The organism is Metallosphaera javensis (ex Hofmann et al. 2022), assembly GCF_022064045.1.
Taxonomy (GTDB): Archaea; Thermoproteota; Thermoprotei_A; order Sulfolobales; family Sulfolobaceae; genus Metallosphaera; species Metallosphaera javensis.
Genome location: NZ_JAKNCW010000001.1, coordinates 221634 through 244775, shown reverse-complemented (window position 1 = coordinate 244775; position 23142 = coordinate 221634). Strand labels below are relative to the sequence as shown.

The following is a 23142-nucleotide window of genomic DNA, read 5'->3' as shown; positions in this document are numbered from 1 at the left end:
TCGACCGTTGTTTAAAAAGATCTATGGTTGAACAGAAACCTCTAGAACTTTACGGATCAGTTTTGGACTAACGTTGAAAACTTCTTTGGATATTAACGCCACGTAACTGGATTTGGGCAGTGGATACTCTATGCCCAAACTAATGGCAAATGCCTTCTTCATGGCTATATAGTTCATTTTATCCCTAATCAGACCCTCAGCTATATTCTCAGCTAGCCTAAAGGCTGTATAGAATCTAGAAAAGCTCTTTGCTGTGTGTTTTATGGCATCATTGGGAGAGGAATCGAGCACCCTAAGGGCCTGAAGTAACTTTGATTCGTCTGAGAATGAGAAAATTACCTCGGTAAAGATTAGCCTGAGCGCTCTAGCTAATACGTCCTTATCACTACCAGCTAGAGCATAGGCCTCTTCGGCTCCCTTCTCTATTATGGCCCTTGATACCTCGTAGAACTTCTCCTCAAGGGGAAGCAGCTTATCAAAAACAGGCCTATAGTCATCATAAAGGCCAAGCCCATCCTTTCCAACTACAAATATACTAATGAGCTCCTTCTCGTAAAGATTGGTGGATTTGAAGCCCCTGAATGGTCTTATGTCATTTTTCTCATAAATCTCCTGGACCAGAGATAAAAGTGAGTTCCTGTCCATGTTTTCCCAGTTGTCCAGAATGTTTCCCCAAAGATCAGTTAGCACCTTTATTCTCTCTCTATAGAGCTCCTTGACCATCACATGCCACGAAGAACTATTATGCATTCTGCCTTAAAAAGGATATTATGACAATGAGGTAATCATGAGTGTAGAGGATAATCTTAAGCCAAGTATTATGTTGATATCCCCCACTGATATAGAGCTTGACATAAAGAGGTTAGAGGAACAACTAAAGATACATCAGGATCAAGAGAGCGACAACGTCCAAAAGATAAGGGAAGATATACAGAGACTCTGGGATTTCGTCTCTTGGTTAAAGATAGCCCAGGTTCAGGGAGTGTGGAAATCGAAGACCTGTAGACATTCGGTGAACGGTAGGTGCAACGCGTGGAACGTGAGCGAGCCGGAGAGGATAGGTTTAAGCTCAGAGTACGTAGAGGCTGGAGGAGAAAATGTCAAGCACGTTGTAGTTGAGAAATATCCCCATTTCTGCATCACATGCCCTCTATACGAGGCCAAGAGAAGTTAGTATCCTTCTTTTATCCCTTTCCTCAAGTGTCTTCTTCAAGAGATCGAGTTTTTCAGATTGCAAATCTTGGTTTTCCGATAATACGTCGAGTAAACTTTCAACAAGATCGTCCACAATTAGACGTGCTATAGCCTTCTTCTCCTCCTCATCTGCCACATTCAATGCCCTCAAAATAGTCAAGTCGCTAGCGTGCGTTCTACCTTTATAAAATTTGACAATTGAGGCAGGAGATATACCTAAATCTCTGGCTAATTCGGATTTACTTCTCTTCTCCAGCAGAAGCTCCACTATCTTCTCCCTACACTCCTTACTTATATTGTGAACTGCACGCATTCAAACTCCACTCAACTTTAATTCTATTAACTTCATCACAGCTTTTGTCCTAAATGAAATCGGTAGTGTTCAACCAGGGTATTATTAAGGCTGAAGTCCCGGAAATACCAGTGGGCAGAAACTTTGTGGAGTTATCCACGGAACAGGCGCTAGTTGACGGAATTGAAAACGGGATATACCTGGGCTTAATCTGGGTCAGACCTGGCACTATTCTAGGAGGGATAGGTCTAGGAAGGGTTAGAGATGTGGGTATTGATGTTGATCAGTCAATTATGGGGAAGCTTGCTCTTGTTATGCCTTACTCCCGTTCCTTTGGAGGCATAGGGACTGAAACTCACGGCGTGCTGGCAGAAAGGGCGGTCGTACCAGTGGATTCGGTCGTTATTTTACCTGAGGGAATTGACGAGAGGGCATTACTCCTTCCATTGATCTCCATGGCGCTTGAAATCAAGGAAAGAGTTAGAGGTGGTTCTGTTCTTGCCATGGGTACCGGATTAATCACCAGGATACTTGCAGATTTAATCGGAGATCTGGTTATGGTGGAGGATGATGGCTCCTCTAGAAACTCTGCAATGGAACGGAAATGGGATTACATCATTGTCTCCACTGTGAGAGGATGGGCTAGATATCTGGCGGAAAAAATGATCGGCCCCGATGGGAAGATAATAATACCGAAGTTCATGAATTCTTGGCCACCATTCATGCCTAGCTCCAGCGAGGTTGTTTATCCCACTGTCAGAAAGGACGCATTCAAATATCTAGATAGTAAGGAGAGCGACAAAATGATCAAGAATTTCGTTGGTAAATCAGAAAACGTCCTTGCCTCAATACCCACTCCAAAACCTGGAGTTATAGTAAATGTGAAAAAATCACTAAGCTAAAACTCACAACTTGGATTTTATCAGATTACCTAAAATTTCAATTCCCTTCTCTATCTCATCCTTGCTTGGGAAACTGAAGTTTATCCTCATGGTATTCGCTCCGCTGTAATCGTAATAGAAACTGTTACCCGGCACGTACGCTACTCCCTTCAACATGGCCTCCTGAAGTAGTTGTGTGGTATTGAACTTTTCGGGCAACCAGGCGAACACGAACATTCCACCAACGGGCTTCGTCCTCCTTACTATCGAGGGAAAGTACTTATCCATTGCCCCTATCATATAGTCCCTCTTTTGCTTGTAGAGGGCCTTAGTCTTGGGTAAGTTGGATTGTATAACCCCCCTCCTTATGGCCTCTGCAGCTATGAACTGATTTAACGAGGGCGTGTGAAGATCCACGTTTTGCTTGAACAGTTCAACTTCTCGGATTATTTCCTCATCTGCGACGATCCAACCCAGTCTCAACCCCGGAGACAAAATCTTGCTGAAGGTACCGAGATAGATTACCCTCCCTTCCTTATCCAGTGCTTTCAGGGGCGGAGGGTTATCCCCCTCAAACACCAGAAATCCATACGCATCGTCCTCAACTACAAGAAAGTCGTAGGAAGAGGCTAGCTCCATGAGATATTTCCTGTCATCTAGGTACATGGTGGTTCCAGCGGGGTTTTGCGCTGTGGGAATAACATACATGAGCTTAACCTTCTTTCCCTCTGACTTAAGCTTCCTCAGCTGGGACTCTAGAGCGTGTAGATCGGGCCCCTTATCCGTAACCGTAACTCCGTGGAATTGTGGCTTTCTTGTGCGAAGTACATTAAGGGCGGTTAAGTAGGTGGGTTTTTCAACAACTACGTTATCTCCAGGATCCACAAGGACATTAAAGAGGATGAAAAGGGCCTCCTGACTTCCAACACTCACGAAAATATTATTTTCACTAATTCCAGTGATACCCCTCAGGCCAGTGAATGAAACTAGTTCTTTCCTCAACTCTGAGACTCCAGCGGTTGCCGTGTACTGAAGAGCAGACGAGGACTTTGTATCTAGAATTTCGTCCGTTATCTTCTTTATGTCCTCTACGGGGAAGGTAGAGGGATCTGGTAACCCACCGGCAAAGCTTATCACATTCCTTCCTTCAGTGAGCTTAAGTAGATCCCTTATCTCCGAGGATTTGAGCCCCTTGGTTTCATTTGAGAAGAAGCCTTCCCATTTGCCCATAAATTCTATAGTTCGATATGGCTTTTATTATTATGCGTATGCTATATACGGCAGAGGTATTAACTATAGGAAATGAGCTGTTAACTGGCAGAACTGTAAATACCAACGCTTCTCATATCGCGTCTAGGCTCACGGTAATGGGTTTCTCCGTGAGGAGGATCACTGTTATCGGAGATGACCTAGATGAGATATCCAAGGCAATAAGGGAGATCTTGGCGAGAAGCCCTACCATTGTGGTGGTCAGTGGAGGATTGGGACCCACATATGACGATATGACCGCTGAAGGACTGGCCAAGGGGCTTAACCGGCCTCTAGTCATGAATGATGAAGCGCTCAAGGAGTTGAGGGAGAAGTATGAGGCTAAAGGTCTACCCCTAACTCAGGAGAGACTGAAAATGGCACTCTTGCCAGAGGGGGCAAAACCCATAAGGAATGAGGCAGGTATAGCTCCCGGCTTCACCCTTAACGTAAATGGAACGGACATAGTAGTCACTCCAGGCGTGCCTAAGGAAATGGAGAACGTTCTGGAGAGCTTTCTGAACAGGTTAGCCAGACGACCTCCTGTTCACTATTACGAGGAAAGTTTTCTTGTTAAGGGGGTAATGGAGTCCGCTCTTGCTCCTCACGTCAAGAGTGTCGTAAAGGAGACCGGCGTCTATATTAAGACCCATCCAAAGGGTCACGAAACAAGGGAACCGTATCTAGAGATCCAGATTGCCTACAGTGGTGAAAATGCTGAAAGGGTGAGAGATACTGTAAGGAGAGTGAACGAAAGGGTAAAGGCTATTGTAAGAGAGCTGGGAGGGACTATACTAGAGGGAGTAGAGAATTCTCAGTAGCTCCTCTGGACTCTCCAGGTTCGGGAAATGCCCAGTTCCTTTAATCTCAAAATATCTGAATCCAGCCCTCTTGAAGACGTCCAGATTCGCCTTTAACCTGTCTTCACTTCCATAGATTAGCGCAGAATCCCTCAACTTCTCCAATTCTGACTCATAATTTGGAGACTCTAAAAGTCCCCTCACCGTATTAATGTAACCTATCACGGAAGTGCCCCTGTAGATTTGCAGGAATCTGGACCACAGAGAAAATGATTCCGTTATCTTGACGGGAATCTCTCCGTTCAATCTCCTGTAAAATGCCAACGCCTCCATGCCGAATCTGGTGGCGATGTCCATATACCTCATATAGGGTATTGGATCAGGTGCCTTGTATAGTGCGCCCACGAGAACAAGCCTACTCACTGAATTTTTCAGGGCGTACTCCATTGTAATTAGAGAACCTATTGAGTGACCTACTAGTATTGGGTCCTTTACACCAAGATACTCCAACAATGCCTTCAAATCCTGAGCGTGGTCAGATATTGTATATCTTGATGGAGGAACTGAGCTCTTTCCATGACCTCTTAAATCATATGTGATGACCCAGAACCTGGACGCCAGGTCATGAATCATGAACTCCCAGCTTAAAGTAGAACCGGCTAGGTGATGTACCAAGACCAGCGGTTTTCCTCTTCCATCACTCCTGTAATAGAGGTCTACATCAGCTAACTCTAGAACTGGCATCATATCACCCTCCTCAATGCATCCAAGTCAAGTTCTGCCAATAGCACAGGATATAGCAAATTAAAACTTCTTAATATTTCTGGATTGGCCTCACCAATTACCCCAACTCTTTCGTGCCTAAGTATGATTTCGGCTGATCTGCCCTTCATGAGGATGTCATTGTCTACACGCCTGTAAGACGGGGCTATTCCTAGAAGGTTAAGTAAGACCTGGTGAAGCGGGGACTGAAGCATTTCATAGCTGACCTTGCTGTCCATGATGGCCACGGCCAACCTAGTCGCGTTGGCGTAGTTGGTATCCTTATTCTCGTCCCTCCGAACAACCTCGCCTATCTCAAATATTTTCACAGGAAACCTAGAGTGCTGATTGTTGGAGAGAAAGAGGAGGCTATTCCAGAGTAACGAGTTTCGCACTGAATCATACTCCACTGAGATGGGGTTAGCAATCCTCACAACTTCACCCCTCTGATAATCAGATTTTGTCAAGACTAATGTATATATTTCCTGAAATCCTGCTCCTATGAGAAGTGTTCTCAGCTTCCTGTAAATTTCAGACTTCTCCGATAGTGATCCGGTGACCATGCCTCGCCTGGACTCCAGCGTGAAGCGATCGTAGCCATAGGCCATCGCTATGTCCTCTGCCACGTCTGTGTAGTTCATTATATCCACCCTGTAAGGTGGAACCACAACAGCCAACCCATCTCCTGTCTCAACTTCCATTCGCATTCTACGGATGAGGGTTACTGCTTCATCCTTAGAGACATTAATGCCCAGTCTTCTGTTCACGTCCTCTAGACTAAACGGAACTAGAGTATGTCTCAATACAGGCGATGTCTCCACGTTCATCCCCTTCACCTTAATCCTTCCTATTATCCCTCCCAGCTCAGCCAACCCCGTTACCAGAAGATCCATTGTCTCCACCACTGAGTCGAAGTTGGTACCCGTTACATCTATCAGAAGTGACCTAGTATTCTCAGTGATCCTGGTCCTGTCAGAATTAATCACAGGGGGCACACTCAGAATACCCTTTTCATCCATTATGGCAGGCGAATAATTATCCCAAACTGAAATATTCCCATACTGTTTCCCCTGAGGTGTTTCCTGAAGCACGTCCTTAACGCTCATCTCCTTTTCCTGGTAGAGAGGGACAAAGGTGGTGGAAAGAGGCACTGGGGCATATCTTATCACCTTCCCCTCAACTTTCTGAAGATCATGAATTCCAATTGCAACCTTCTTCCTCCTTCTGCCTATGGTATCATGTAGTTTCTCCTGGAATTGAATGAGTTCCTTCAGGTAAAGGTCCGGGTTGAGTTTCACGTTATAAACGATACAGGCTAGAGCGTAGGGCCTTGAGGGTACTCTCTCCACCTCCAACACGTAATCGGTGTCCCTTACTGTGTATTTTGGCTCCCCCAATTCCCTACCTGTTATTCCCTTCAGTGCCCTGACTATCCCACCTAGACTAAGCATGTCCAGCCTATCGGCGTTAACCTCTATGGAATACTCGTCCTGATTCACCGGCGATACCTCAGATTTCAGTCTGAAGAGGTAATCCACTAACTCCTGTTCATTTAGCCTGGTCAAGTCCTGCAATATCCACTTGTTAAGGTTTATGGTTGGCATCAGATCACCCTCCTTGATCTCAGGTACTCTATGTCAAGCGAGTACAGATCCCTTATATCCTTGACACCTAGGAAGAGCATGGCCAGCCTGTCTATTCCTATTCCCCATGCGCCGGCCGGTGAGTAAACACCTGCAGGCTCCGTAACCTCCTTTCTAAGGAGTCCAGCACCGGCCATCTCCACCCAACCAAGGCCATCAATAAAACCATAGACTTCAACGCTGGGTTCTGTGAACGGGAAGTAGCCCGGCTTAAACTTCACCTGTTTAACTCCCAGCCCTTGAAATATATCACGAAGAGTGGAAAGGAGGTCCCTGAACGTGAAGTTCTCCTCCACAACCAGCCCATCCATCTGATGGAACTCTATGAGATGGGTAGCATCAATGGAATCTGGCCTAAAGACCTTACCTATTGTAAAGGCCCTTATTGCCCTAGGTGCACCACTTAGTACCCTAGCAGTGACCGCGGTGGTTTGGCTCCTGAGAACAAGCCTCCTGGCATTATCCTCACTCCACGAATACCTCCACCACTTCACGTGTACCTCCTTTACCTTTTTAACGAGGTCCCCATCTGGTAGTTTCCCTCTTCCCTCAATTACGAAGGAATCATGAATTTCCCTGGCAGGATGATCCTGTGGCTGAAATAACATGTCGAAATTGAAGAACTCTGTCTCCACAAATTCTCCAGACACCTCCACGAAACCCAATCCAACCATAAGGTCCTTCACCTTCTCTATAAAATCCCTGAAGTAGTGTGTCTTGCCTATGGGAAAGAAAGGAGGATCGGCCTCCACGTTATATGGCTTGAACTCGTAATTTTTCCATGAACCTGTTGTAAGCATTTCATGGGTTAGGTAGAGCTCCGCTGGTCTGACCTCAACGTCCTTAACCAGCTGAACCTTCAAAACTTTCTCCTCCTTTACCTCAACCAGCTTCCTCTTGACGAGCGAATCCAGCATCTCCCTTCCAATTTCCTTTCCGGCCTGAAGATCCTTGAGCGCAATGTACTCAGGTGAGACGTGACTCGAGACCTTGGGTATTACAGTATCATTTTCTACGATTATGAGCCCCTTTCTCCTAGCCCATCCAAAACCTATCTCAAAGTCCTTGCCAAGGACGCTTTTCAATTCTTGTATCTTAGCCGGCTTACCATTGAGAGTGGAAACCAGACGATCCTCTGGTAAACCCTGTTCAGCCCTCAGTTTACCCTCCTCAGTTAACCTAGCCACCCTTCTGGTCTCCTCTGAGATTACTTTCACTATACCCTTGGATTCCAGAGTTGCAATAATACTGAAAACAGAGCTTGGAGGAAGACCTGTTGCTTCCCCAATTTCCTGGGAAGTCGATTCCTTTCTCTTTCTCAAAAAATCCAAGATTTTAAGCTCGTTCTCACTGAGCATTACGCTACAACTCGATTGACTGACCTGGCTGTAACAGAATTGCCTCGTAGCCCTTCTCCTTAACTCCCTTCACAAACTCCTGGGGGTCAACCCTTATCATGTCCCACGTGTTGAAATGTATGGGGATTGCACCCTTCCTCGGTTTTATCATATCCACCGCAATCACCGCCTGCTTAGGATCCATGGTGAATCTTCCACCAATAGGTAGGAGTGCGTAATCCGGCTGGAATACTTGGCCTATCAACCTCATGTCCTCAAAGAGTCCCGTATCACCTGCGTGATATATGGTTGTACGGCCATCGGATACCACAATCCCTGTGGGGTCACTATGTTCGCTTGAGTGAACTGCCTTAGTCAGGGCCAGCCTTATCCCTTCATATTCCACATAGCCTCCAACATTGGCGGGAATAAGCTGCGCCTCAGGAACCTTAAACTGATTAACTAGATACATCTCTAGATCAAAGGTCGCAAATAGTTTTGCTTCATTATTCATTTTCAATATCTCCACCGTATCCCCAAGATGGTCATAATGATCGTGGGTTACCCCAACGACGCTGACTCCCTCCAGATAGTTAAGCTTTACTGGAGATAGGGGATTGTCTTTTATCAAGGGGTCAATTACAACCCTCTTTCCAGAAATGAGAACCTCCACTGCCGCATGACCTAACCATCTAATTTGAGACATGGGACATTGTATTAGACTAAAAATAAAAATTTCATTCGCGTATTATCTTTCCATGACCGAGGACGAATTAAAGCTTGTTAAGGCCGCTGGTGAGATTGCTTCTAGGGCCAGGGATCTTGGGGCCAGAATGATTAAACCGGGAGTTAAGGTGATTGAAGTTTGTGAGGCTGTTGAGAAGGCCATAATTGAGGCTGGAGCAAGGCCTGCCTTTCCCTGCAATCTCTCCATTAACCACGAAGCTGCACACTATAGCCCCGTGATAGGGGACGAGAAGGTAATTCCTGATGGCGCAATTGTGAAACTGGACATAGGTGCCCATATAGAGGGATACATAACGGACACCGCAGTAACTGTCTACCTCGATGACAGAATGGAGAGGCTAGCTGATGCTGCTAAGGATGCATTGAAGTCTGCTATCTCCAATTTTAAGATGGGGGCTTCACTGTCAGATATAGGAAAAGTTATTGAGAAAACGATCAGGGGATACGGCTTTAAACCCGTAAGGAACCTTGGGGGGCACCTCATTCGAAGATATGAACTCCATGCAGGTATTTTCGTGCCTAACGTTTACGAGAGAATCACCGGGAGGATTCAGGGAGGTAACACTTACGCCATAGAGCCCTTCGCTACTGACGGTGGAGGAGAAGTGGTTGAGGGGAAGGAGGTAACAATCTACTCATTAAGATTGAAACAGGTGAGGGGTCTAACAGAGACTGAAAGGAAATACCTGGAGGAAATTGATAGGAGATTTAAGACCTTGCCCTTCTCAGAGAGATGGCTATCAGACCTGGGTAGCAAGGAGGAGGTTGAACAAACTCTCAGGACCCTAAGCAAGCGCGGTGCCCTTCACGCATATCCGGTCCTCCTGGAGGTTAGAAGGGGGATGGTGTCCCAGTTTGAACACACGGTTTACGTTGACGAGAAGGGAACGCTTGTTTTAACCTGAGGTTACTGGTACTTTGATAAAAGTTTAATTTCTCACAAACGCGTGTCTATACGAACATTATGAATGGATTAATAATAGCTCTTGCACAGACCAGTAGTCAAGGTCAAAGCGGGGCAGCCTTGGCGTTCTCATATATATTTTACATATTTTTCATAGCCCTTCTAGCCCTTTCATTCTTCCCTGGAGTTCAGCAGAAGACCCAAATCATGTTTCTTAGCAGAGATGTTGAACAGAAACTTCAGATGATCGAGGGATACCTGAAGGACTCCAGAGGACTCACTGAAAAGCTTCTAAAGGAGAAGGGATTTGCAGATCCAAAGGCCTTCGTGGACAGGATAATAGACAGGTTCGTTATTGACCCAGTTAGCGTTGAGCCCACTGACATCATAAACAGGATGAAGCTTCTAATGAGGTCCAACGAGGACACAGTGAGGGAAATGATAACCGCTGTGAACCCTAACATTGATCCCATGACAAGGAGTCAAATAGAAATTTCCACAGAAGTGGTTAATGCGCTCAACCTGATCTACAAGGTGATTAGGCATTACCTAATCATGGCGAAGAAACTGAACAGCATCATGATAATGTATCAGCTTCAGATGGTGGCTCCCATATACGTGAAATACGCGGAGGCCTATGCCAAGGCACAGAAAGTCTTCCTTCAGGGAATACCCATAGGAGATGGTTTAGGACCTTTAGTTGCCTCAAGGTTCTTAATGAAAGCCGATCAGAAGTTCACTGTAAGTAAGGATACCATAGCTGGGTCGATAGAGTTTGAAGGAAGGAAGGTAGTTGTGGTGAAGGCAGAAGGCCCAATGGCTACTGTGGGTACTCCAGGTGAGGGAGTGCAAAACGTGATTGAGAGAGAAGGCGGAAGAGTGTCAAGAATAATAACAGTGGATGCGGCGCTTAAGCTTGAGGGAGAGGAGACTGGTTCTGTGGCCGAGGGAATGGGTGTTGCAATGGGTGACCCAGGGCCAGAGAAGATAGCCATAGAGAGGGTTGCAGTGAAGTATGGAATACCAATTGACGCAGTCATTGTTAAAATGAGCATGGAGGAGGCCATTACGGAAATGAGGAAAGAGGTATATCAAGCTGCAGATAAAGCAATAGAATATGTAAAGAGGATCATCCTAGAAAGGACAAAACCTGGAAGCACTGTGGTGGTTGTGGGAGTAGGTAACACGGCGGGTATAGCCCAGTGATGGAAAGTGGCAATAAGTGTTGACTCCAAGCAGAATCTGAAGGTCAAGACTCTCATAAAATGCATGCAATGCGACTATACTCAAGAAAGAGACTTCCAAGTAGGTGACTTTGTACTCAAGCTCGTGGGCAACTGTCCCAAAGATAACGGCCCGCTCTACATTGCCGGGATATATGCTGAGGCCGTAACATCTAAGAAATAATTTTTTAAGGAAGGCTGAACAATAAGAGATTGTCCACCCGGTCATAGCGGGGGAGCAACACCCGGACTCATCTCGAACCCGGAAGTAAAGTCCTCCGCGTTGGGGATGCGGTGGGATCCGAAAGGGCCCGCAGCTACCCCAAACTGGGATGGACTTTTAATTTTACATTTCTTATTTCTGCATATGAAAAGGGTATTCGATGAAGTTCATGGGACCATCGAGCTAGACGATTTAGCGGTTAAACTGGTGGACTTACCGGAATTTCAGAGGCTTAGAAGAATCAGGCAGACCAGCCTTGCATACACAGTTTACCCGGGCGCAACTCACACTAGGTTCAGCCATTCCCTAGGGACGTACTACCTTGCCGATAAAATTGGAAACAAATTAGTTAAGGAAGGTACAATAAATAGCGAGGAGTTAAACCTTGTCAAGATAGCAGCCCTAATTCACGATTTGGGTCAGTTTCCTTTCAGTCATGCAATAGAGAGCTTTTACATAACCAAGGGTCTCGGAAACAAGGAACTCAGGGAGCTGGTTATAAAAAATTACATATCGGATGTCCTAGACGAATTTGGAATAGATCATAGAAAGGTGAGGGATCTCCTCAACGGAACCAGTATGTTAACCTCTGTGATTGACGGTGACGTTGATGTGGATAGAATGGACTACCTGATAAGGGATTCGACGCATACTGGGATTCAACTGGGAAGGATAGATCTAGATAGACTTATTTTTACTATCTCATATGGAGAAAACGGAATTTCTATCCAGGATAAGGGAATAATAAGCTTGGAGAACTTCTATCTCTCAAGGCTTCACATGTACCAGGCGGTATACTATCACAAAACGATCCTGGGATACGAGCTGTTCCTGAGGAGCATCTACTCTAAACTTGTGGAGGAATGCGAGACTAGGCTGGAGGTTGAGGATGTAAAGAGAATGATAGAGGGAGGAACTTTTCCCTACTGGGATGACGAGTGGGTTTTTGGCTCCCTCTATAGGTGCTATTCGAACAATCCCAACTCAGTCACATCGCAGATGATTAAGGATTTCCTTGACAGGAGAGGGCCCAAGGTAGTTTACGAGGAAATTGGTTACGACAACGAGAAAGATACCAAATTCAAGGAGATCACAGAGAGGCTAGTCAAGTTCATTCCTCCCGATTCTCTTTACCCCTTTGAAGAAAAAATCTCAATACTGGATAAGGACAGGATAAGGGTGATTTCCAAGGACAAGGAAATAGGCCTAGATAGTTATCCCACCCTACTTAGGTCAATACCCGAGAGGCTCATCATTAGAAGAGTTTATGTCGATAGAAGGTTTGTCAATAGAGCTAGGGAATTAATTTGATTAAGATGCTCTTAACCGATTTAGATGGTACATTAACCGAAGACAGGGGCACCTATGTCGTGGATATAGACGCTATCAGGGCACTGAGGAGAGCAGAAAAGGCAGGCATAAAAGTGGCCCTCGTAAGTGGGAATTCCTATCCTGTGTTGAGGGGGTTACACAATTATCTGGGATTGACTGGAGGGGTTGTTGCGGAAAATGGTTGTTTTGTTTTTTACAAAGGAGTCACATATAGGGTATGCGAGACGCTCTCCAGAGATATAGTCTCGGAGTTCGCTAAGGTATTCAACCTCAAGGAAAGCTGGCAGAACGAGTTCAGAAAATCGGATTTTGGATTTACACCAGCAGAATTGAAAGATGAAATGATCAAGTGGGCGGAGGAGAGAGGACTAGTTGTACAGAGTAGTGGTTACGCTCTTCACCTATCTGGTAAACCTGGGGGGAAGGGAGCTGGAGTGAGGAAACTACTTGAACTCGCGAAGGTCACCAAGGAGGAAACCGGCGCCATAGGGGACTCCAGAACCGACGTGGAAATGTTTAGGGAGGCTGGGATTACAGCCGCTGTCTCCAATGCAGATCCGGAGCTGAAGAAAGTTGCTTCCATCTCACTTAAATTAAAAAGCGGAGCAGGAGTTATGGAATTCATTGAAATGTTACTGAGTTGATCGTAATGGAACTAGAGGAAATTGTATATAAATACGCGTTATGGAATGCCGTCAAGCACAACGGACAGGCCCAGGTAGGTCCAGTTGTGAGCAAGGTGTTTGCGGAGAAGCCTGAGCTAAAGGCCAATGCAAAGGAAGTGGTTAAGCTTGCCGAGAAAGTGGTAGCCAAGGTAAACTCAATGACTCTGGAACAGCAGACGGCAGAGATCCAGAGGTACCCTGACCTGCTTGAGGAGAGAAAGAAGGAAGAGAAAAAGACCCTTTCTCCTTTACCAAACGTAAAGGGAACCGTGGTCACCAGATTCGCTCCGAATCCCGATGGTCCTCTTCACTTGGGGAACGCCAGGGCCGCAGTCCTCTCCTTCGAGTATGCCAAGATGTACAATGGAAAGTTCATTCTTAGGTTCGACGATACTGATCCCAAGGTAAAGAAACCAATCAAGGAGGCTTACCAGTGGATCAGGGATGATCTACGATGGTTGAATATAACGTGGGATCTCGAGTTCAAGGCCTCTGAGAGATTGTCCGCTTACTACGAGGTAACCAAGGTGATGCTGGAGAAGGGGGTTGCGTACGTTGATACGCTCAGCGATTCCGAGTTTAAGGCCCATAGGGACGCAAGGAAGATGGCGGAATACAAACCAAGGAGCAACCCACCTGAAGTCAACCTAGAGTTGTGGGAGAGGATGCTAAATGGCGATTTTGACGAGGGTAAGGCTGTTGTGAGGATAAAGACCAACCCTGAGGATCCAGATCCGTCCAAGATTGATTGGGTCATGCTCAGAATTATCGACACCAGGAGGAACCCCCATCCCATAACTGGGGACAAGTTCAGGGTCTGGCCCACGTACAACTTTGCCACCGCGGTGGACGATCATGAGTTTGGGATAACCCACATTCTACGTGCAAAGGAACATATGACAAATACCGAGAAACAGAGATGGGTTTACAACTATATGGGCTGGGAAATGCCAACAGTCCTGGAGTTCGGAAGACTGAAACTTGAGGGCTTCATGATGAGTAAGTCCAAGATAAGGGGAATGCTGGAGACAGGATCGGAAAGGGATGACCCCAGATTGCCTACGCTGGCGGGGCTAAGGAGGAGGGGGATTATACCGGACACAGTGAGGGAGATCATAATACAGGTGGGACTGAAAGTAACTGACGCGACGATTAGCTTCGACAACATAGCTTCCGTTAACAGGAAACTTCTGGACCCCGTGGCCAAGAGACTGATGTTCGTCAAGGACGGAGTTGCCTTCAAGCTGGACATTCCTCAGGAAATGAAAGCCAAAGTACCCTTAATCCCGTCCAAACAGGAGTTCAGGGAGATTTCGGTGAAGCCCGGCGATGAGATTTACTTGGACAGAGATGACGTTGAACAGGGGAAGATAGTTAGACTCATGGATCTTTGCAACGTGAAGATAGAAGGAGACGCTTTAAGGTTCATCAGTCAGGATCTGGAGTCAGCCAAGAGAATGGGGGCTGACATAATCCAGTGGGTAAAGAAGAGCGATAGCAAACCCGTGATCGTGATAAGGGCAGATCCCGAGAAGAACCTAGAGGAGATAAAGGGATATGGGGAAAGGTACTTTGAGAACCTGAAAGCAGGGGATATTGTTCAGCTAGTTCGCTACGGATTCGCTAGAGTCGATAGTATCTCGCCTAGCGGAATTACCATGATATTCGCACATGAGTAACTTTTTAATTCTCGAGGCTTAAATTGCACGGCGTGACGACATAGGAAGGAGGATGAACGCAAATGGCTAAACCGTCTTATGTAAAATTTGACGTTCCGCCGGAATTGGCGGAGAAAGCTCTAGAGGCTCTAAAGAAAGCCAAAGAAACAGGCAAGATAAGAAAGGGTACCAACGAGGCTACCAAGGCTATAGAGAGGGGCCAGGCTAAACTCGTCCTCATAGCTGAGGATGTCCAGCCTGAGGAAATAGTTGCCCATCTACCACCTTTGTGCGAAGAGAAGAAGATACCATACATTTACGTTCCCACCAAGAAGGGAATCGGCGAGGCCTGCGGATTACAGGTTGGTGCAGCCGCTGCTGCCATACTGGACCCAGGACAGGGTAAAGACGTGCTAGACGAAGTAATAAAGAGGGTCTCGGAGCTTACGGGCAAGTCTTGATTTTTTGACAGTTAATTTAACGTTAATCAGTAAGGAATTTATTTCTTTGTTTGATTTTCTACTATTACCTGGTTCTGGCAAGACTTATGACATTTTAGGAAAGATAATTTACTACCTCTACCGTCCTGGACGATGCGTTCCAACGCCATTGAAGTTGTTCCATAGTGTTGTCAAACTTCCATAAAAATCATCCTGCGATGACAACTTGATCGTAAATCGGTGCCTTCCTCTTTGAGACTTCACACCGGATTTGACGTTCTTTAAAATTATTCTGGCATGGTGACCCGTCAATCCTCTTTGTGAGATCTACAAACTCCATTTAACACATCTTTATCATATTTTACCCAAAAAATGATATGAATCTCCTTTCAATAACTCCAGAGAGATCGAGAAACTTGAATTTTTCCTTTTTAACAGTACTGAAGTGTATCGCTGATTACTCACGTTGTTATTCTTCATAGTGCAGTCATGTCAATGGGAAGTTGTGAAGCCGTAAAACAAATTTATGCTAGTTTGATAACACCATGTCCCTGCTAACCATTTTTCACAAAAGTGAATAAAGATTCTAAACAAAAAGAGCGCCGCGGGACGGACTCGAACCGTCGACCGCTCGGTTTCTGCCAGACTAAAGCTAACAGCCGAGCGCTCTGCCAGCTGAGCTACCGCGGCACGTGCATTATAAAACATGGACTATCCCATTTAAAACTTTCTCACGTGAGACCGGACCTCCACGTAGTAGAGCTAATTCACATCTAAAACTTGGTCGAGTAGTATATTTCAAGGCAATCAACGCTTAAAATACGTAGAAACAGACAGGTGATCCATTAAAGTTAGGACTTCGCACGTGGGGCCGAGGGGATTTGAACCCCCGATTACCAGGGCCCAAGCCTGGCGTCCTGGACCAAACTAGACGACGGCCCCTTCTATTGCCATTATAACGGATGGCATATAAGCTTAATCTTGATATAAAAGATCATTCGCATTCTTTCCTGCTATCTCAACGGGATACATATGTTGAGACTTCCATAATAGACGTGGAGAAATCAAGATAATCGGATTGACATTTTTGTGGGAAAGCCGAAGGGCAGATCAGGAACTTTGCGGTTAGATCTTTCTAAACTAGGGACAGTGACCCCAATCTATCCAGGCATTATATAATGAACATGATATATGATTTAAATAAAAACTCAAATATATTGATACCTATTTTGATATACATGGCAACTCAAACTGAAAGAAGTGTCCTGTCGGAGACTGGGGAGATATCATGGGGTGAACTCCTGGACTGGCTCTCCATGGCTATCCTGGGAACGGCAGCTGTGGTGAGCACGGCCGAGGGAACCTGCACCCTGAACCATGTGAAGAACGATCCGGAATCCCTCCCGCTAATCCCCTCCCTCATCTATCCGGGTAGGGTATCCTCAAAGGATAGGGCTGGCTACATAAATAGCATTGATCAGCTGGTGAGACATGGACTGCTGGTGAAGACTCAGGCCAGGACCACCGGAGGACTGGAGAGGGAGATTTTCGTGTTCCTTGGGGGTTTCTCTCCCGTCTGGGCATATAACGTGAACAAGGTGAACGTATCCCAGTACGGTTCTTCTTTCACTTTTAGTTCTGACTCGAATCTGCTCGGAAGGTTACTGTCAGGCTCTTATGGGGTTACCGCGATACCTGTGAGACAACGTTACGCAGATGAAGAATTTTTCAGGGAATTCGTTCCTCCAGTATCGCCCTGTACCTCAGGGGTGGTGCAGGATATTACGGAGTTTGGGGCCTATCTCGATGTGGGAGCCATACCCTCATTTGTTCCCCGAGTATATGCATATATTGGAGGCACGAGCCGTGGAAGAGAAGGTCTCTTTTTCAACAAGGAGGTTCTGAGTGGTACTATATCAAATCAAATTAATGCTGCATCTGATGGTACTCCAACCTGGTTGCCTGCGCTATCAGCGACAGAGAATCCCCTGTCGTTCTTGGGCATCCCTGGCTACGTCTCTTACCCCAACGCCTTGGCCTCCCTGAGGGTTCCAGGAGTCACTTCATCCCTGTTTACTTATATACGGGAGGTGTTCGGCCTTGGTGTTGGGGAATACCCCGTGATACAGGGTGCCCCATTCTTCGCCAGCCTGCCCTGCACGGGCCAGTGCCAACAGCTGGGGCTCGCGGGCTTCGTGGGCGAGTCGGGAGTCATCCCGGACCTGGAGGAGAGCTATCAGGGTTCAACCTTCGTGCTCAAATCGTCCTATCTTGTCCCGCCTCCCAGGTCGTACAGCTTTGACCACATAGTGGAGTTCGCCAACTCCAGGGGAGTGGGGCAGGCCTTCATCCAGGCTGTGGACCTCCTTGTGGATGCGGTGAGGCTCGAGGAGGCTCTCGTGAGGGAGGGCTGGTCGGAGGAAATAGCGAGCTATGCGGTGGACCAGCTGGAGTGGACCGCCTCGCTCTTCGAGAGGGGCATAGAAAACCTGGCGCGACAGATAAGCGGGGAGCTCAGGGCTCCGGACCATCCCGAGACTCAGCACGTGGACCCGGTGGAACAGCAGATCCACAGGGCATACATGTGCGTGAGGTTCGGAGTGTGCGCGTGAGGGCGGTTCCCTTCAGCCGTGACGGTCCTGAAAATCCACCGCAATGGAAGGCTCCACCCTATGGTGAGGTTGAGGACCGTGCGGACCCTCCCCTGACGCATGCGCTATTCTGCAAGTTTTCAGCTATTTCTGAACGGTGCCCGTGCCAGAGGATAAAAATTAATAAAAACCACTAGCATAGCTTCCGGATTCCATCACTCTCCCATACCTAGAGGAGCAGGCTTAAGGGATGAAATAATTGAGGTCCAGATAAACAGTAACTATATACATTCCCAACCACACTGCTGGTATCACGTACCTATAAACCGTCTGGTTTCTTATCCCCTTAGAGATTAGTATGGATCCGAAACCTGATACAGTGTGAAGTACAAACAATAAAGCCAAAGGAGTGATCAACGCAAGATGAAGTTCCAGTGAAAGGCCTCTACTCATTAACCCAAAGGTAACCTCGCTTATGAAGTTAGACGTGGTAGGCCCTGCCCCAAATCCCGTTATCCCCTCCAGGATTGAAAGAAGGAGAAGACCCAGAGATGTCTTTTTCCTGAAGTGAGCCGTATAGATCGAATCCCTAAAGTTGAGGTCAAACGACTTGAAAGATACTGTGATCATGATTATCCCAAGTATCCACATTGGCTGGAAAATGAAGGAGAGGATTGGTACTAGGGCTGATAGGCCGAGTAGATCACTTTTTCGCCACATCTGGATAACCCTCTGACTCCCAGTAGCCTAGGACGTTTTTTGAGGTGAAGTATAACCTTACCAGCCACTTGACATATGTGTAGCCCCACCACCCTGGCACTGCTAATCTCGCTGGATATCCGTGAACCTGAGGTAAGGGTCTACCATCGGCCATATATGCAATTATCACGTCAGGTTCCATTGCCTTATAGATTGGGATATCAGCGGTGTAACCCTCGGCACCGAATCCGACCACCTTGATCACATCAGGACTAGGCTTAACCATATCAATAATCTCCTTCAAGGGAATCCCTGTCCATACCACATTGGCTTTAAGGAAAAAGGGGTCCGAAACACACTGTATGGTATCCTTCACTTCAACGGATGGTAAATTAATTAAATCCTCGTAGGTGAAGGTCATAGGATTTTTCACTTCACCGTCAACCGTTAGGACGTAATTGTTGACCAGGACTTCCGGGGTCCCGGCTATCTGAACAACGTACCATGAGCCAAAGGGAGTTAGGGCGCTCTGTGAATGTTGATACTCATATACTAGGGGTCTTCCCAACACCAGCAATGAGGTAGAAATAATCATTGCTTTGAGAAAATCTCTCCTTTTCACAGTTAGCATATCTTAATTAGCGTTTTTAAGAAAATTCCCAAATCAAATATCGTGTTGAATTGTTGCGAACTGTGTCGAAGCGAATGAATGTTGCGACATATCATCCTTCGAGCCAGGATTTGGGCTCAGCTTTCTCGACGGTCAAGTCTTTGGAGGCGCGTGAGCGGACCATGTGAAACTGGATTCCATCTATAACCTTATATCCTGATTACTGTAGTCTGGAAGATTACAGCCAACACCGCCATCACTATTTCCACACTCCACAGCACTGCAACTACCTGGTACTCCCTAAACCTCCCGAGTTTCATAACAACGTGGGTGAGCGAGTTAGGAGAGCCACTCCAGGTCAGCGTACCGTCTGGATTCACCTGACCAAATGAAACTCCCTTGAACTTGGTTCTGGCCTTCAGAATGAACTCCAGAACGTAGGGAAAGTAGAGAAAGGCCAGCGCTGTCAGCATGTAACCTGATATTCCAATTGAGCCTATGGCAGAACCTATCAAGTACGTTCCAATATTTCCCAGAAATACCTTTGCGGGATACTTGTTAAAGTAGAGAAATGACGCCAAAACCACTGCCAAAATCATGGCCATATCCCCTGCCTCTGCGGTGACCCCACTTCCCCTTAAACCTATAACAGTCAGAGCCATGGCCATGATCAGACCCATACCTGTTCCAAGGCCGTTTAATCCTTCCAGCATATTGAAAGCGTTGGAAGCTATGGTTAATGCAGCTGGTACAATAATAATGTAATAAAATATTCCAAAATTCACTGGGCCTACAAAGGGTATTGATATTGTGGAATGTCCTATACTGTAGATGGCCAACGGTACTGAGGCGAAGATAGGTGTAAGGGCCCTTATGGACTGTCTGAGGTTGAGCACGTCATCAAGAAGTCCTATAAACCCTATTATCAGAGAGGAGAGAAGAACTGCGGTTATAATCCCCGCGTATTCCTGATCTATGGCCAGGAGGGCAAAATCGCCCGCCACCAGGCCAGCAAGGATACCTATACCTCCCAAAACCGGAATCTCTGGTTTATCAGGTTTATTCACGTCTTTCCCTACGAAACCGCTCCTTTTAGAGACTCCCATCACCCACTTGGTCGTCAGAATGGTTACAATAAATGCGACGATTAGAGGTAAAAGCACATCAAGCAATTATTTTCGCCTTTTGATAACTATATCGGCTATGCTTCGTAAACCATTCATGGCAATCTCGTTTCTAGGGGTGACCCTAGAAAGGTGAGCGATGGCCTCCTCGTGATACTTCCTGGCCATTTCATAGGCATAATCAAGGGAGAGCTCGGTGATCAGACTTGCCGTAGCCTTAAGTTTTGAAAGATCATTGGATCCTAGACCTTCCATGATAATTTTTCTCTGCTCACTGTTAGCCCTCTCAAGCGACTTGATTACAAGCAGTGTCTTCTTAGCCTCCCTAATATCACTGTAAAGCGGTTTTCCTAGCTCCTTCTCATCTGCAGTTATACCAAGGATATCGTCCACTATCTGAAACGCAATACCCATCTTTTCCCCATACTTGTATAGGTTATCCACTTCCTCGGGGTTACCTCCAGCTAATACCCCACCCAGATATGCAGAACATGCAAAGAGCTGAGCTGTTTTTCTCCTGATCATCTCAATATAGTCCTGCTCTTTCATATCCCATCTCCTCTCAAATTCCATATCCATGGCCTGTCCCTCTGAGACCACTATGACTGACCTTGAGAAGCACTCCAGTACCTTATAGGCAACCTCCCCGCTCAATCCCCTGATTGATTCCGTGAGAATTTGAAATGCCTTGGCGTGTAAGAGATCGCCGGCCAGTATGGCGGTGGGTATCCCCCACTTCACGTGAACTGTGGGGAGACCCCTCCTCGTTGTGTCCTGATCCATTATATCGTCATGTATTAAGGTGAAGTTATGAAGAACCTCAACGGCAGCGCCAGCTAGAATTGCCCTGTGCCTTTCTCCACCTAGCAGGTCTGATGAAAGTACCACTACAAGGGGACGTAACCTCTTTCCACCTGCACTTATCAGATATCGCGACGCCTCATAAAGTTCCTTGGTGTCACCGTGCAGAAAACTCTCCATGGTAGCATTGACTTTAGTTACAATTTCCTCAAAATATTGGTCCAGTCCCATCAAGCTCCTTTTCTAATACTTTCATAAACTGATAAGGTTAATCCTCTGCTTTCCATCCAGTCCTTAAGCTTTCCAGAAATTATGAGGGGCACCCGTTTAAGTGCTACAACATCTCTTGAACCGGTGAGAAACATCGCCGCCCTGAGCTGAAATGCCACCTCCTGGAAGAACTTCCTTAGCTGTTCCTTCCCTCTAACTGCCTGATGGAGAACTGGATTGGCCATACCGGCTATGTTTGCCCCCAACGAAAGGGATTTAGCTATATCCAGACCGTTCCTTATCCCTCCGCTGGCTATGATGTAACTATCGGGTACGGAATATCTGGTCTCAATTATGGAGGCTGCAGTTGGTATTCCCCACCCTGAAAATAGCTGGGAGCTCTCATATTTCCAGTTACTCTTCCTCTTATTCCTGACCATTTCCACAGCTATCCAGCTGGTTCCTCCCTGTCCAGAAACGTCAAGGATCTTGAATCCGTAATCTGCAAGTAACCTTGCGGTTTCCATGGATATACCGGTCCCTGACTCCTTTATTATCACTGGAACGTTTAGTTCCCTGGAGATGTCCCGCAAAGTCTCCAGCGCAGAGAGAGGATACTCGGGTTCACCCTCTGGCTGGAAGAGTTCCTGTGCAGGATTCAGATGAACGGCTATGGCGTCGGCCTCTATCATCTGTATTGCGTCCATGAATTGCTTTACACCGTAACCCCTTGTCACCTGAGGGAGTCCAAGGTTAGCCACGAGAGGTGCAGTAGGGGCCATCTTCCTTGTAATCCTGAAGCTCTCGGCAGTTTCCGGCCTCTCCACCGCAACCCTCTGGCTTCCCACTCCCATTGCTAACCCCATCTCCTCAACTACTTCAGCTATAACCGCATTGACTTTCCCCAGTTCCTCATGCCCGCCGGTCATTCCGGTGACCATGAGGGGAAACGAAAGGTTTTTGCCCAGAAATTGAGTCCTAGTATCCACATCTTTGGTGTTCAGCTTAGGCATTGCCTGGTGGACCAGGGTAACATCCTCAAGGAGGGTGGAAACAATTCCCTGGACGTCCTCATAAAGGCAGATCTCCACGTGTTCTAGCTTCCTGTTAATTAAGCTCATTCCCTCACCTTAATGAACGTACCTATCCTTTCTCCTTTCAACGCGTTAAAAACGTTTCCCCTCTTCTTACCATTAAATATCATTGCGTTGATTTTATTCTGAAATATTTTTCTTACCTTTTCCTTCATCCCTCCAGTCAGATCGTACGAAACGGAGGGGAGTGCAACGAGAGTATTTAGGTCATGTAACTCGGGTATTACATTCCCATTCACCAGAACACCGTCCACGTCTGTTGCAAACAGGGCAGTTAACGAATACTCGCGCGCTATGGATATGGTGATGTCATCTCCAGAGATTATCTCGCCGTTCTCCCTTATATCACCAAAGAGGACAGGAACTAGCCCTTGGTCTAGAATCCTCTCCACTTTCTCGAGATCAAAGACCCTCCCTGGTAAGGGAAAGCCCCCAATCCCTATCATAGCCATCTCCCTGATAACTAGTGCGTTGAGCTCCTCCATGGAGGCCGAGGTTAGGCTTACCCTCAAAGGACTCCTTTTTCCCGCCTCAAAGTGTCCAAAGCTTCCGCCACCATGAACTAACACAAGGCCTTCAGTGAAATCTCTGATTTCTCCCACAGCCTGCCTGAGCACTGGAAAATCCACACAATAGGGCACAGACTTACAGGTTATCATACTAC

At 46.6% G+C, this 23142-nt stretch carries 24 protein-coding genes, 2 tRNA genes and 1 rRNA gene; 12 read left to right on the top strand and 15 right to left on the bottom strand.

Annotation, left to right across the window (positions count from 1 at the left end):
* Window positions 1–21: 21 nt before the first annotated feature.
* Window positions 22–723 (bottom strand): DUF2192 domain-containing protein, encoded by a 702-nt coding sequence (locus L3N51_RS01565; protein ID WP_238024842.1) that lies wholly within the window; start codon window positions 721–723, stop codon window positions 22–24.
* Window positions 724–787: 64 nt separating this feature from the next.
* Between L3N51_RS01565 and L3N51_RS01560 the strand changes: the two genes are divergently transcribed.
* Complete coding sequence (locus L3N51_RS01560; RefSeq protein ID WP_238024841.1) at window positions 788–1174, top strand: hypothetical protein; 387 nt, start codon at window positions 788–790, stop codon at window positions 1172–1174.
* Here the strand turns inward: L3N51_RS01560 and L3N51_RS01555 are convergent.
* A complete protein-coding gene (locus L3N51_RS01555) occupies window positions 1151–1507 on the bottom strand; it encodes a hypothetical protein (RefSeq protein ID WP_238024840.1) in 357 nt (118 codons plus the stop codon). The genes L3N51_RS01560 and L3N51_RS01555 overlap by 24 nt on opposite strands.
* 53 nt (window positions 1508–1560) lie before the next feature.
* Here L3N51_RS01555 and L3N51_RS01550 point away from each other — a divergent pair, with 53 nt between their 5' ends.
* Window positions 1561–2388, top strand: a complete 828-nt coding sequence (locus L3N51_RS01550; protein WP_238024839.1) for an alcohol dehydrogenase — start codon at window positions 1561–1563, stop codon at window positions 2386–2388.
* 3 nt (window positions 2389–2391) lie between these two features.
* On the opposite strand, the gene L3N51_RS01545 is transcribed toward L3N51_RS01550, so the two are convergent.
* The gene (locus tag L3N51_RS01545) at window positions 2392–3597 is read right to left on the bottom strand and encodes a PLP-dependent aminotransferase family protein (protein WP_238024838.1); all 1206 of its coding nucleotides are present in this window, start codon (window positions 3595–3597) and stop codon (window positions 2392–2394) included.
* A gap of 38 nt (window positions 3598–3635) precedes the next feature.
* On the opposite strand from L3N51_RS01545, the gene L3N51_RS01540 reads away from it, so the two are divergent.
* On the top strand, window positions 3636–4436 hold the full coding sequence (locus tag L3N51_RS01540) for a nicotinamide mononucleotide deamidase-related protein (protein ID WP_428846150.1): 801 nt from the start codon (window positions 3636–3638) through the stop codon (window positions 4434–4436).
* On the opposite strand, the gene L3N51_RS01535 is transcribed toward L3N51_RS01540, so the two are convergent.
* Genes L3N51_RS01535 through L3N51_RS01520 form a run of 4 tightly spaced genes read right to left on the bottom strand, consistent with a single transcriptional unit; the run spans window position 4410 to window position 8863 of the window.
* Window positions 4410–5159: an alpha/beta fold hydrolase gene (locus L3N51_RS01535; protein ID WP_238024836.1), complete on the bottom strand. Its 750-nt coding sequence runs from the start codon at window positions 5157–5159 to the stop codon at window positions 4410–4412. The two genes, L3N51_RS01540 and L3N51_RS01535, sit on opposite strands and share 27 nt — an antisense overlap.
* Window positions 5159–6781 carry a phenylalanine--tRNA ligase subunit beta gene (gene pheT, locus L3N51_RS01530; protein WP_238024835.1) on the bottom strand — a complete coding sequence of 541 codons (1623 nt, stop codon included), beginning with the start codon at window positions 6779–6781 and terminating at the stop codon, window positions 5159–5161. The genes L3N51_RS01535 and pheT overlap by 1 nt, the downstream gene beginning before the upstream one ends.
* Entirely contained in the window at window positions 6781–8178 is a 1398-nt protein-coding gene (locus L3N51_RS01525) for a phenylalanine--tRNA ligase subunit alpha (RefSeq protein ID WP_238024834.1), read from the bottom strand. The genes pheT and L3N51_RS01525 overlap by 1 nt, the downstream gene beginning before the upstream one ends.
* A gap of 4 nt (window positions 8179–8182) precedes the next feature.
* Window positions 8183–8863: a metal-dependent hydrolase gene (locus L3N51_RS01520; protein ID WP_238024833.1), complete on the bottom strand. Its 681-nt coding sequence runs from the start codon at window positions 8861–8863 to the stop codon at window positions 8183–8185.
* Between the two features lie 52 nt (window positions 8864–8915).
* Between L3N51_RS01520 and map the strand changes: the two genes are divergently transcribed.
* From map to rpl7ae, 8 genes are all read left to right on the top strand, one after another.
* Window positions 8916–9809: a type II methionyl aminopeptidase gene (gene map, locus L3N51_RS01515; protein WP_238024832.1), complete on the top strand. Its 894-nt coding sequence runs from the start codon at window positions 8916–8918 to the stop codon at window positions 9807–9809.
* A 59-nt stretch (window positions 9810–9868) separates the two neighbouring features.
* Window positions 9869–11014 carry a DUF1512 domain-containing protein gene (locus tag L3N51_RS01510; protein WP_238024831.1) on the top strand — a complete coding sequence of 382 codons (1146 nt, stop codon included), beginning with the start codon at window positions 9869–9871 and terminating at the stop codon, window positions 11012–11014.
* A gap of 6 nt (window positions 11015–11020) precedes the next feature.
* The gene (locus L3N51_RS01505; RefSeq protein WP_255775992.1) at window positions 11021–11215 is read left to right on the top strand and encodes a hypothetical protein; all 195 of its coding nucleotides are present in this window, start codon (window positions 11021–11023) and stop codon (window positions 11213–11215) included.
* Between the two features lie 33 nt (window positions 11216–11248).
* A 5S ribosomal RNA gene (rrf, locus tag L3N51_RS01500) occupies window positions 11249–11367 on the top strand.
* A gap of 31 nt (window positions 11368–11398) precedes the next feature.
* On the top strand, window positions 11399–12565 hold the full coding sequence (locus L3N51_RS01495; RefSeq protein WP_238024830.1) for an HD domain-containing protein: 1167 nt from the start codon (window positions 11399–11401) through the stop codon (window positions 12563–12565).
* Entirely contained in the window at window positions 12562–13230 is a 669-nt protein-coding gene (locus tag L3N51_RS01490; protein WP_238024829.1) for a phosphoglycolate phosphatase, read from the top strand. The genes L3N51_RS01495 and L3N51_RS01490 overlap by 4 nt, the downstream gene beginning before the upstream one ends.
* 5 nt (window positions 13231–13235) lie before the next feature.
* Window positions 13236–14930 carry a glutamate--tRNA ligase gene (locus L3N51_RS01485; protein ID WP_255775968.1) on the top strand — a complete coding sequence of 565 codons (1695 nt, stop codon included), beginning with the start codon at window positions 13236–13238 and terminating at the stop codon, window positions 14928–14930.
* Between the two features lie 62 nt (window positions 14931–14992).
* Window positions 14993–15370, top strand: coding sequence for a 50S ribosomal protein L7Ae (gene rpl7ae / locus L3N51_RS01480; protein ID WP_012022058.1), 378 nt, complete (start codon window positions 14993–14995; stop codon window positions 15368–15370).
* A 579-nt stretch (window positions 15371–15949) separates the two neighbouring features.
* Here the strand turns inward: rpl7ae and L3N51_RS01475 are convergent.
* Both L3N51_RS01475 and L3N51_RS01470 read right to left on the bottom strand, forming a co-directional pair.
* Window positions 15950–16039 (bottom strand) — tRNA-Asn (locus tag L3N51_RS01475).
* A gap of 176 nt (window positions 16040–16215) precedes the next feature.
* Window positions 16216–16291 (bottom strand) — tRNA-Pro (locus tag L3N51_RS01470).
* A 296-nt stretch (window positions 16292–16587) separates the two neighbouring features.
* Between L3N51_RS01470 and L3N51_RS01465 the strand changes: the two genes are divergently transcribed.
* The gene (locus L3N51_RS01465) at window positions 16588–17961 is read left to right on the top strand and encodes a hypothetical protein (protein WP_238024828.1); all 1374 of its coding nucleotides are present in this window, start codon (window positions 16588–16590) and stop codon (window positions 17959–17961) included.
* Window positions 17962–18183: 222 nt separating this feature from the next.
* On the opposite strand, the gene L3N51_RS01460 is transcribed toward L3N51_RS01465, so the two are convergent.
* The 6 genes from L3N51_RS01460 to L3N51_RS01435 form a co-directional block, all read right to left on the bottom strand.
* Complete coding sequence (locus tag L3N51_RS01460) at window positions 18184–18660, bottom strand: hypothetical protein (protein ID WP_238024827.1); 477 nt, start codon at window positions 18658–18660, stop codon at window positions 18184–18186.
* Window positions 18644–19270, bottom strand: coding sequence for a molybdopterin-dependent oxidoreductase (locus L3N51_RS01455; RefSeq protein ID WP_238024826.1), 627 nt, complete (start codon window positions 19268–19270; stop codon window positions 18644–18646). Before L3N51_RS01455 ends, L3N51_RS01460 begins: the two co-directional genes overlap by 17 nt.
* 188 nt (window positions 19271–19458) lie before the next feature.
* On the bottom strand, window positions 19459–20355 hold the full coding sequence (locus L3N51_RS01450) for an MraY family glycosyltransferase (RefSeq protein WP_238024921.1): 897 nt from the start codon (window positions 20353–20355) through the stop codon (window positions 19459–19461).
* A 66-nt stretch (window positions 20356–20421) separates the two neighbouring features.
* Window positions 20422–21405: a geranylgeranyl diphosphate synthase gene (gene gds, locus L3N51_RS01445; protein ID WP_238024825.1), complete on the bottom strand. Its 984-nt coding sequence runs from the start codon at window positions 21403–21405 to the stop codon at window positions 20422–20424.
* Entirely contained in the window at window positions 21405–22505 is a 1101-nt protein-coding gene (fni, locus tag L3N51_RS01440) for a type 2 isopentenyl-diphosphate Delta-isomerase (protein WP_238024824.1), read from the bottom strand. Before fni ends, gds begins: the two co-directional genes overlap by 1 nt.
* A complete protein-coding gene (locus L3N51_RS01435) occupies window positions 22502–23137 on the bottom strand; it encodes a uridylate kinase (protein WP_238024823.1) in 636 nt (211 codons plus the stop codon). Before L3N51_RS01435 ends, fni begins: the two co-directional genes overlap by 4 nt.
* Window positions 23138–23142: the final 5 nt, after the last annotated feature.

Coding starts and splice junctions, on each gene's coding strand:
- L3N51_RS01565 (WP_238024842.1), bottom strand. CDS start 723: ATGGTCAAGGAGCTCTATAGAGAGAGAATAAAGGTGCTAACTGATCTT.
- L3N51_RS01560 (WP_238024841.1), top strand. CDS start 788: ATGAGTGTAGAGGATAATCTTAAGCCAAGTATTATGTTGATATCCCCC.
- L3N51_RS01555 (WP_238024840.1), bottom strand. CDS start 1,507: ATGCGTGCAGTTCACAATATAAGTAAGGAGTGTAGGGAGAAGATAGTG.
- L3N51_RS01550 (WP_238024839.1), top strand. CDS start 1,561: ATGAAATCGGTAGTGTTCAACCAGGGTATTATTAAGGCTGAAGTCCCG.
- L3N51_RS01545 (WP_238024838.1), bottom strand. CDS start 3,597: ATGGGCAAATGGGAAGGCTTCTTCTCAAATGAAACCAAGGGGCTCAAA.
- L3N51_RS01540 (WP_428846150.1), top strand. CDS start 3,636: ATGCTATATACGGCAGAGGTATTAACTATAGGAAATGAGCTGTTAACT.
- L3N51_RS01535 (WP_238024836.1), bottom strand. CDS start 5,159: ATGCCAGTTCTAGAGTTAGCTGATGTAGACCTCTATTACAGGAGTGAT.
- pheT (WP_238024835.1), bottom strand. CDS start 6,781: ATGCCAACCATAAACCTTAACAAGTGGATATTGCAGGACTTGACCAGG.
- L3N51_RS01525 (WP_238024834.1), bottom strand. CDS start 8,178: ATGCTCAGTGAGAACGAGCTTAAAATCTTGGATTTTTTGAGAAAGAGA.
- L3N51_RS01520 (WP_238024833.1), bottom strand. CDS start 8,863: ATGTCTCAAATTAGATGGTTAGGTCATGCGGCAGTGGAGGTTCTCATT.
- map (WP_238024832.1), top strand. CDS start 8,916: ATGACCGAGGACGAATTAAAGCTTGTTAAGGCCGCTGGTGAGATTGCT.
- L3N51_RS01510 (WP_238024831.1), top strand. CDS start 9,869: ATGAATGGATTAATAATAGCTCTTGCACAGACCAGTAGTCAAGGTCAA.
- L3N51_RS01495 (WP_238024830.1), top strand. CDS start 11,399: ATGAAAAGGGTATTCGATGAAGTTCATGGGACCATCGAGCTAGACGAT.
- L3N51_RS01485 (WP_255775968.1), top strand. CDS start 13,236: ATGGAACTAGAGGAAATTGTATATAAATACGCGTTATGGAATGCCGTC.
- rpl7ae (WP_012022058.1), top strand. CDS start 14,993: ATGGCTAAACCGTCTTATGTAAAATTTGACGTTCCGCCGGAATTGGCG.
- L3N51_RS01465 (WP_238024828.1), top strand. CDS start 16,588: ATGGCAACTCAAACTGAAAGAAGTGTCCTGTCGGAGACTGGGGAGATA.
- L3N51_RS01460 (WP_238024827.1), bottom strand. CDS start 18,660: ATGTGGCGAAAAAGTGATCTACTCGGCCTATCAGCCCTAGTACCAATC.
- L3N51_RS01455 (WP_238024826.1), bottom strand. CDS start 19,270: ATGCTAACTGTGAAAAGGAGAGATTTTCTCAAAGCAATGATTATTTCT.
- L3N51_RS01450 (WP_238024921.1), bottom strand. CDS start 20,355: ATGGGAGTCTCTAAAAGGAGCGGTTTCGTAGGGAAAGACGTGAATAAA.
- gds (WP_238024825.1), bottom strand. CDS start 21,405: ATGGGACTGGACCAATATTTTGAGGAAATTGTAACTAAAGTCAATGCT.
- fni (WP_238024824.1), bottom strand. CDS start 22,505: ATGAGCTTAATTAACAGGAAGCTAGAACACGTGGAGATCTGCCTTTAT.
- L3N51_RS01435 (WP_238024823.1), bottom strand. CDS start 23,137: ATGATAACCTGTAAGTCTGTGCCCTATTGTGTGGATTTTCCAGTGCTC.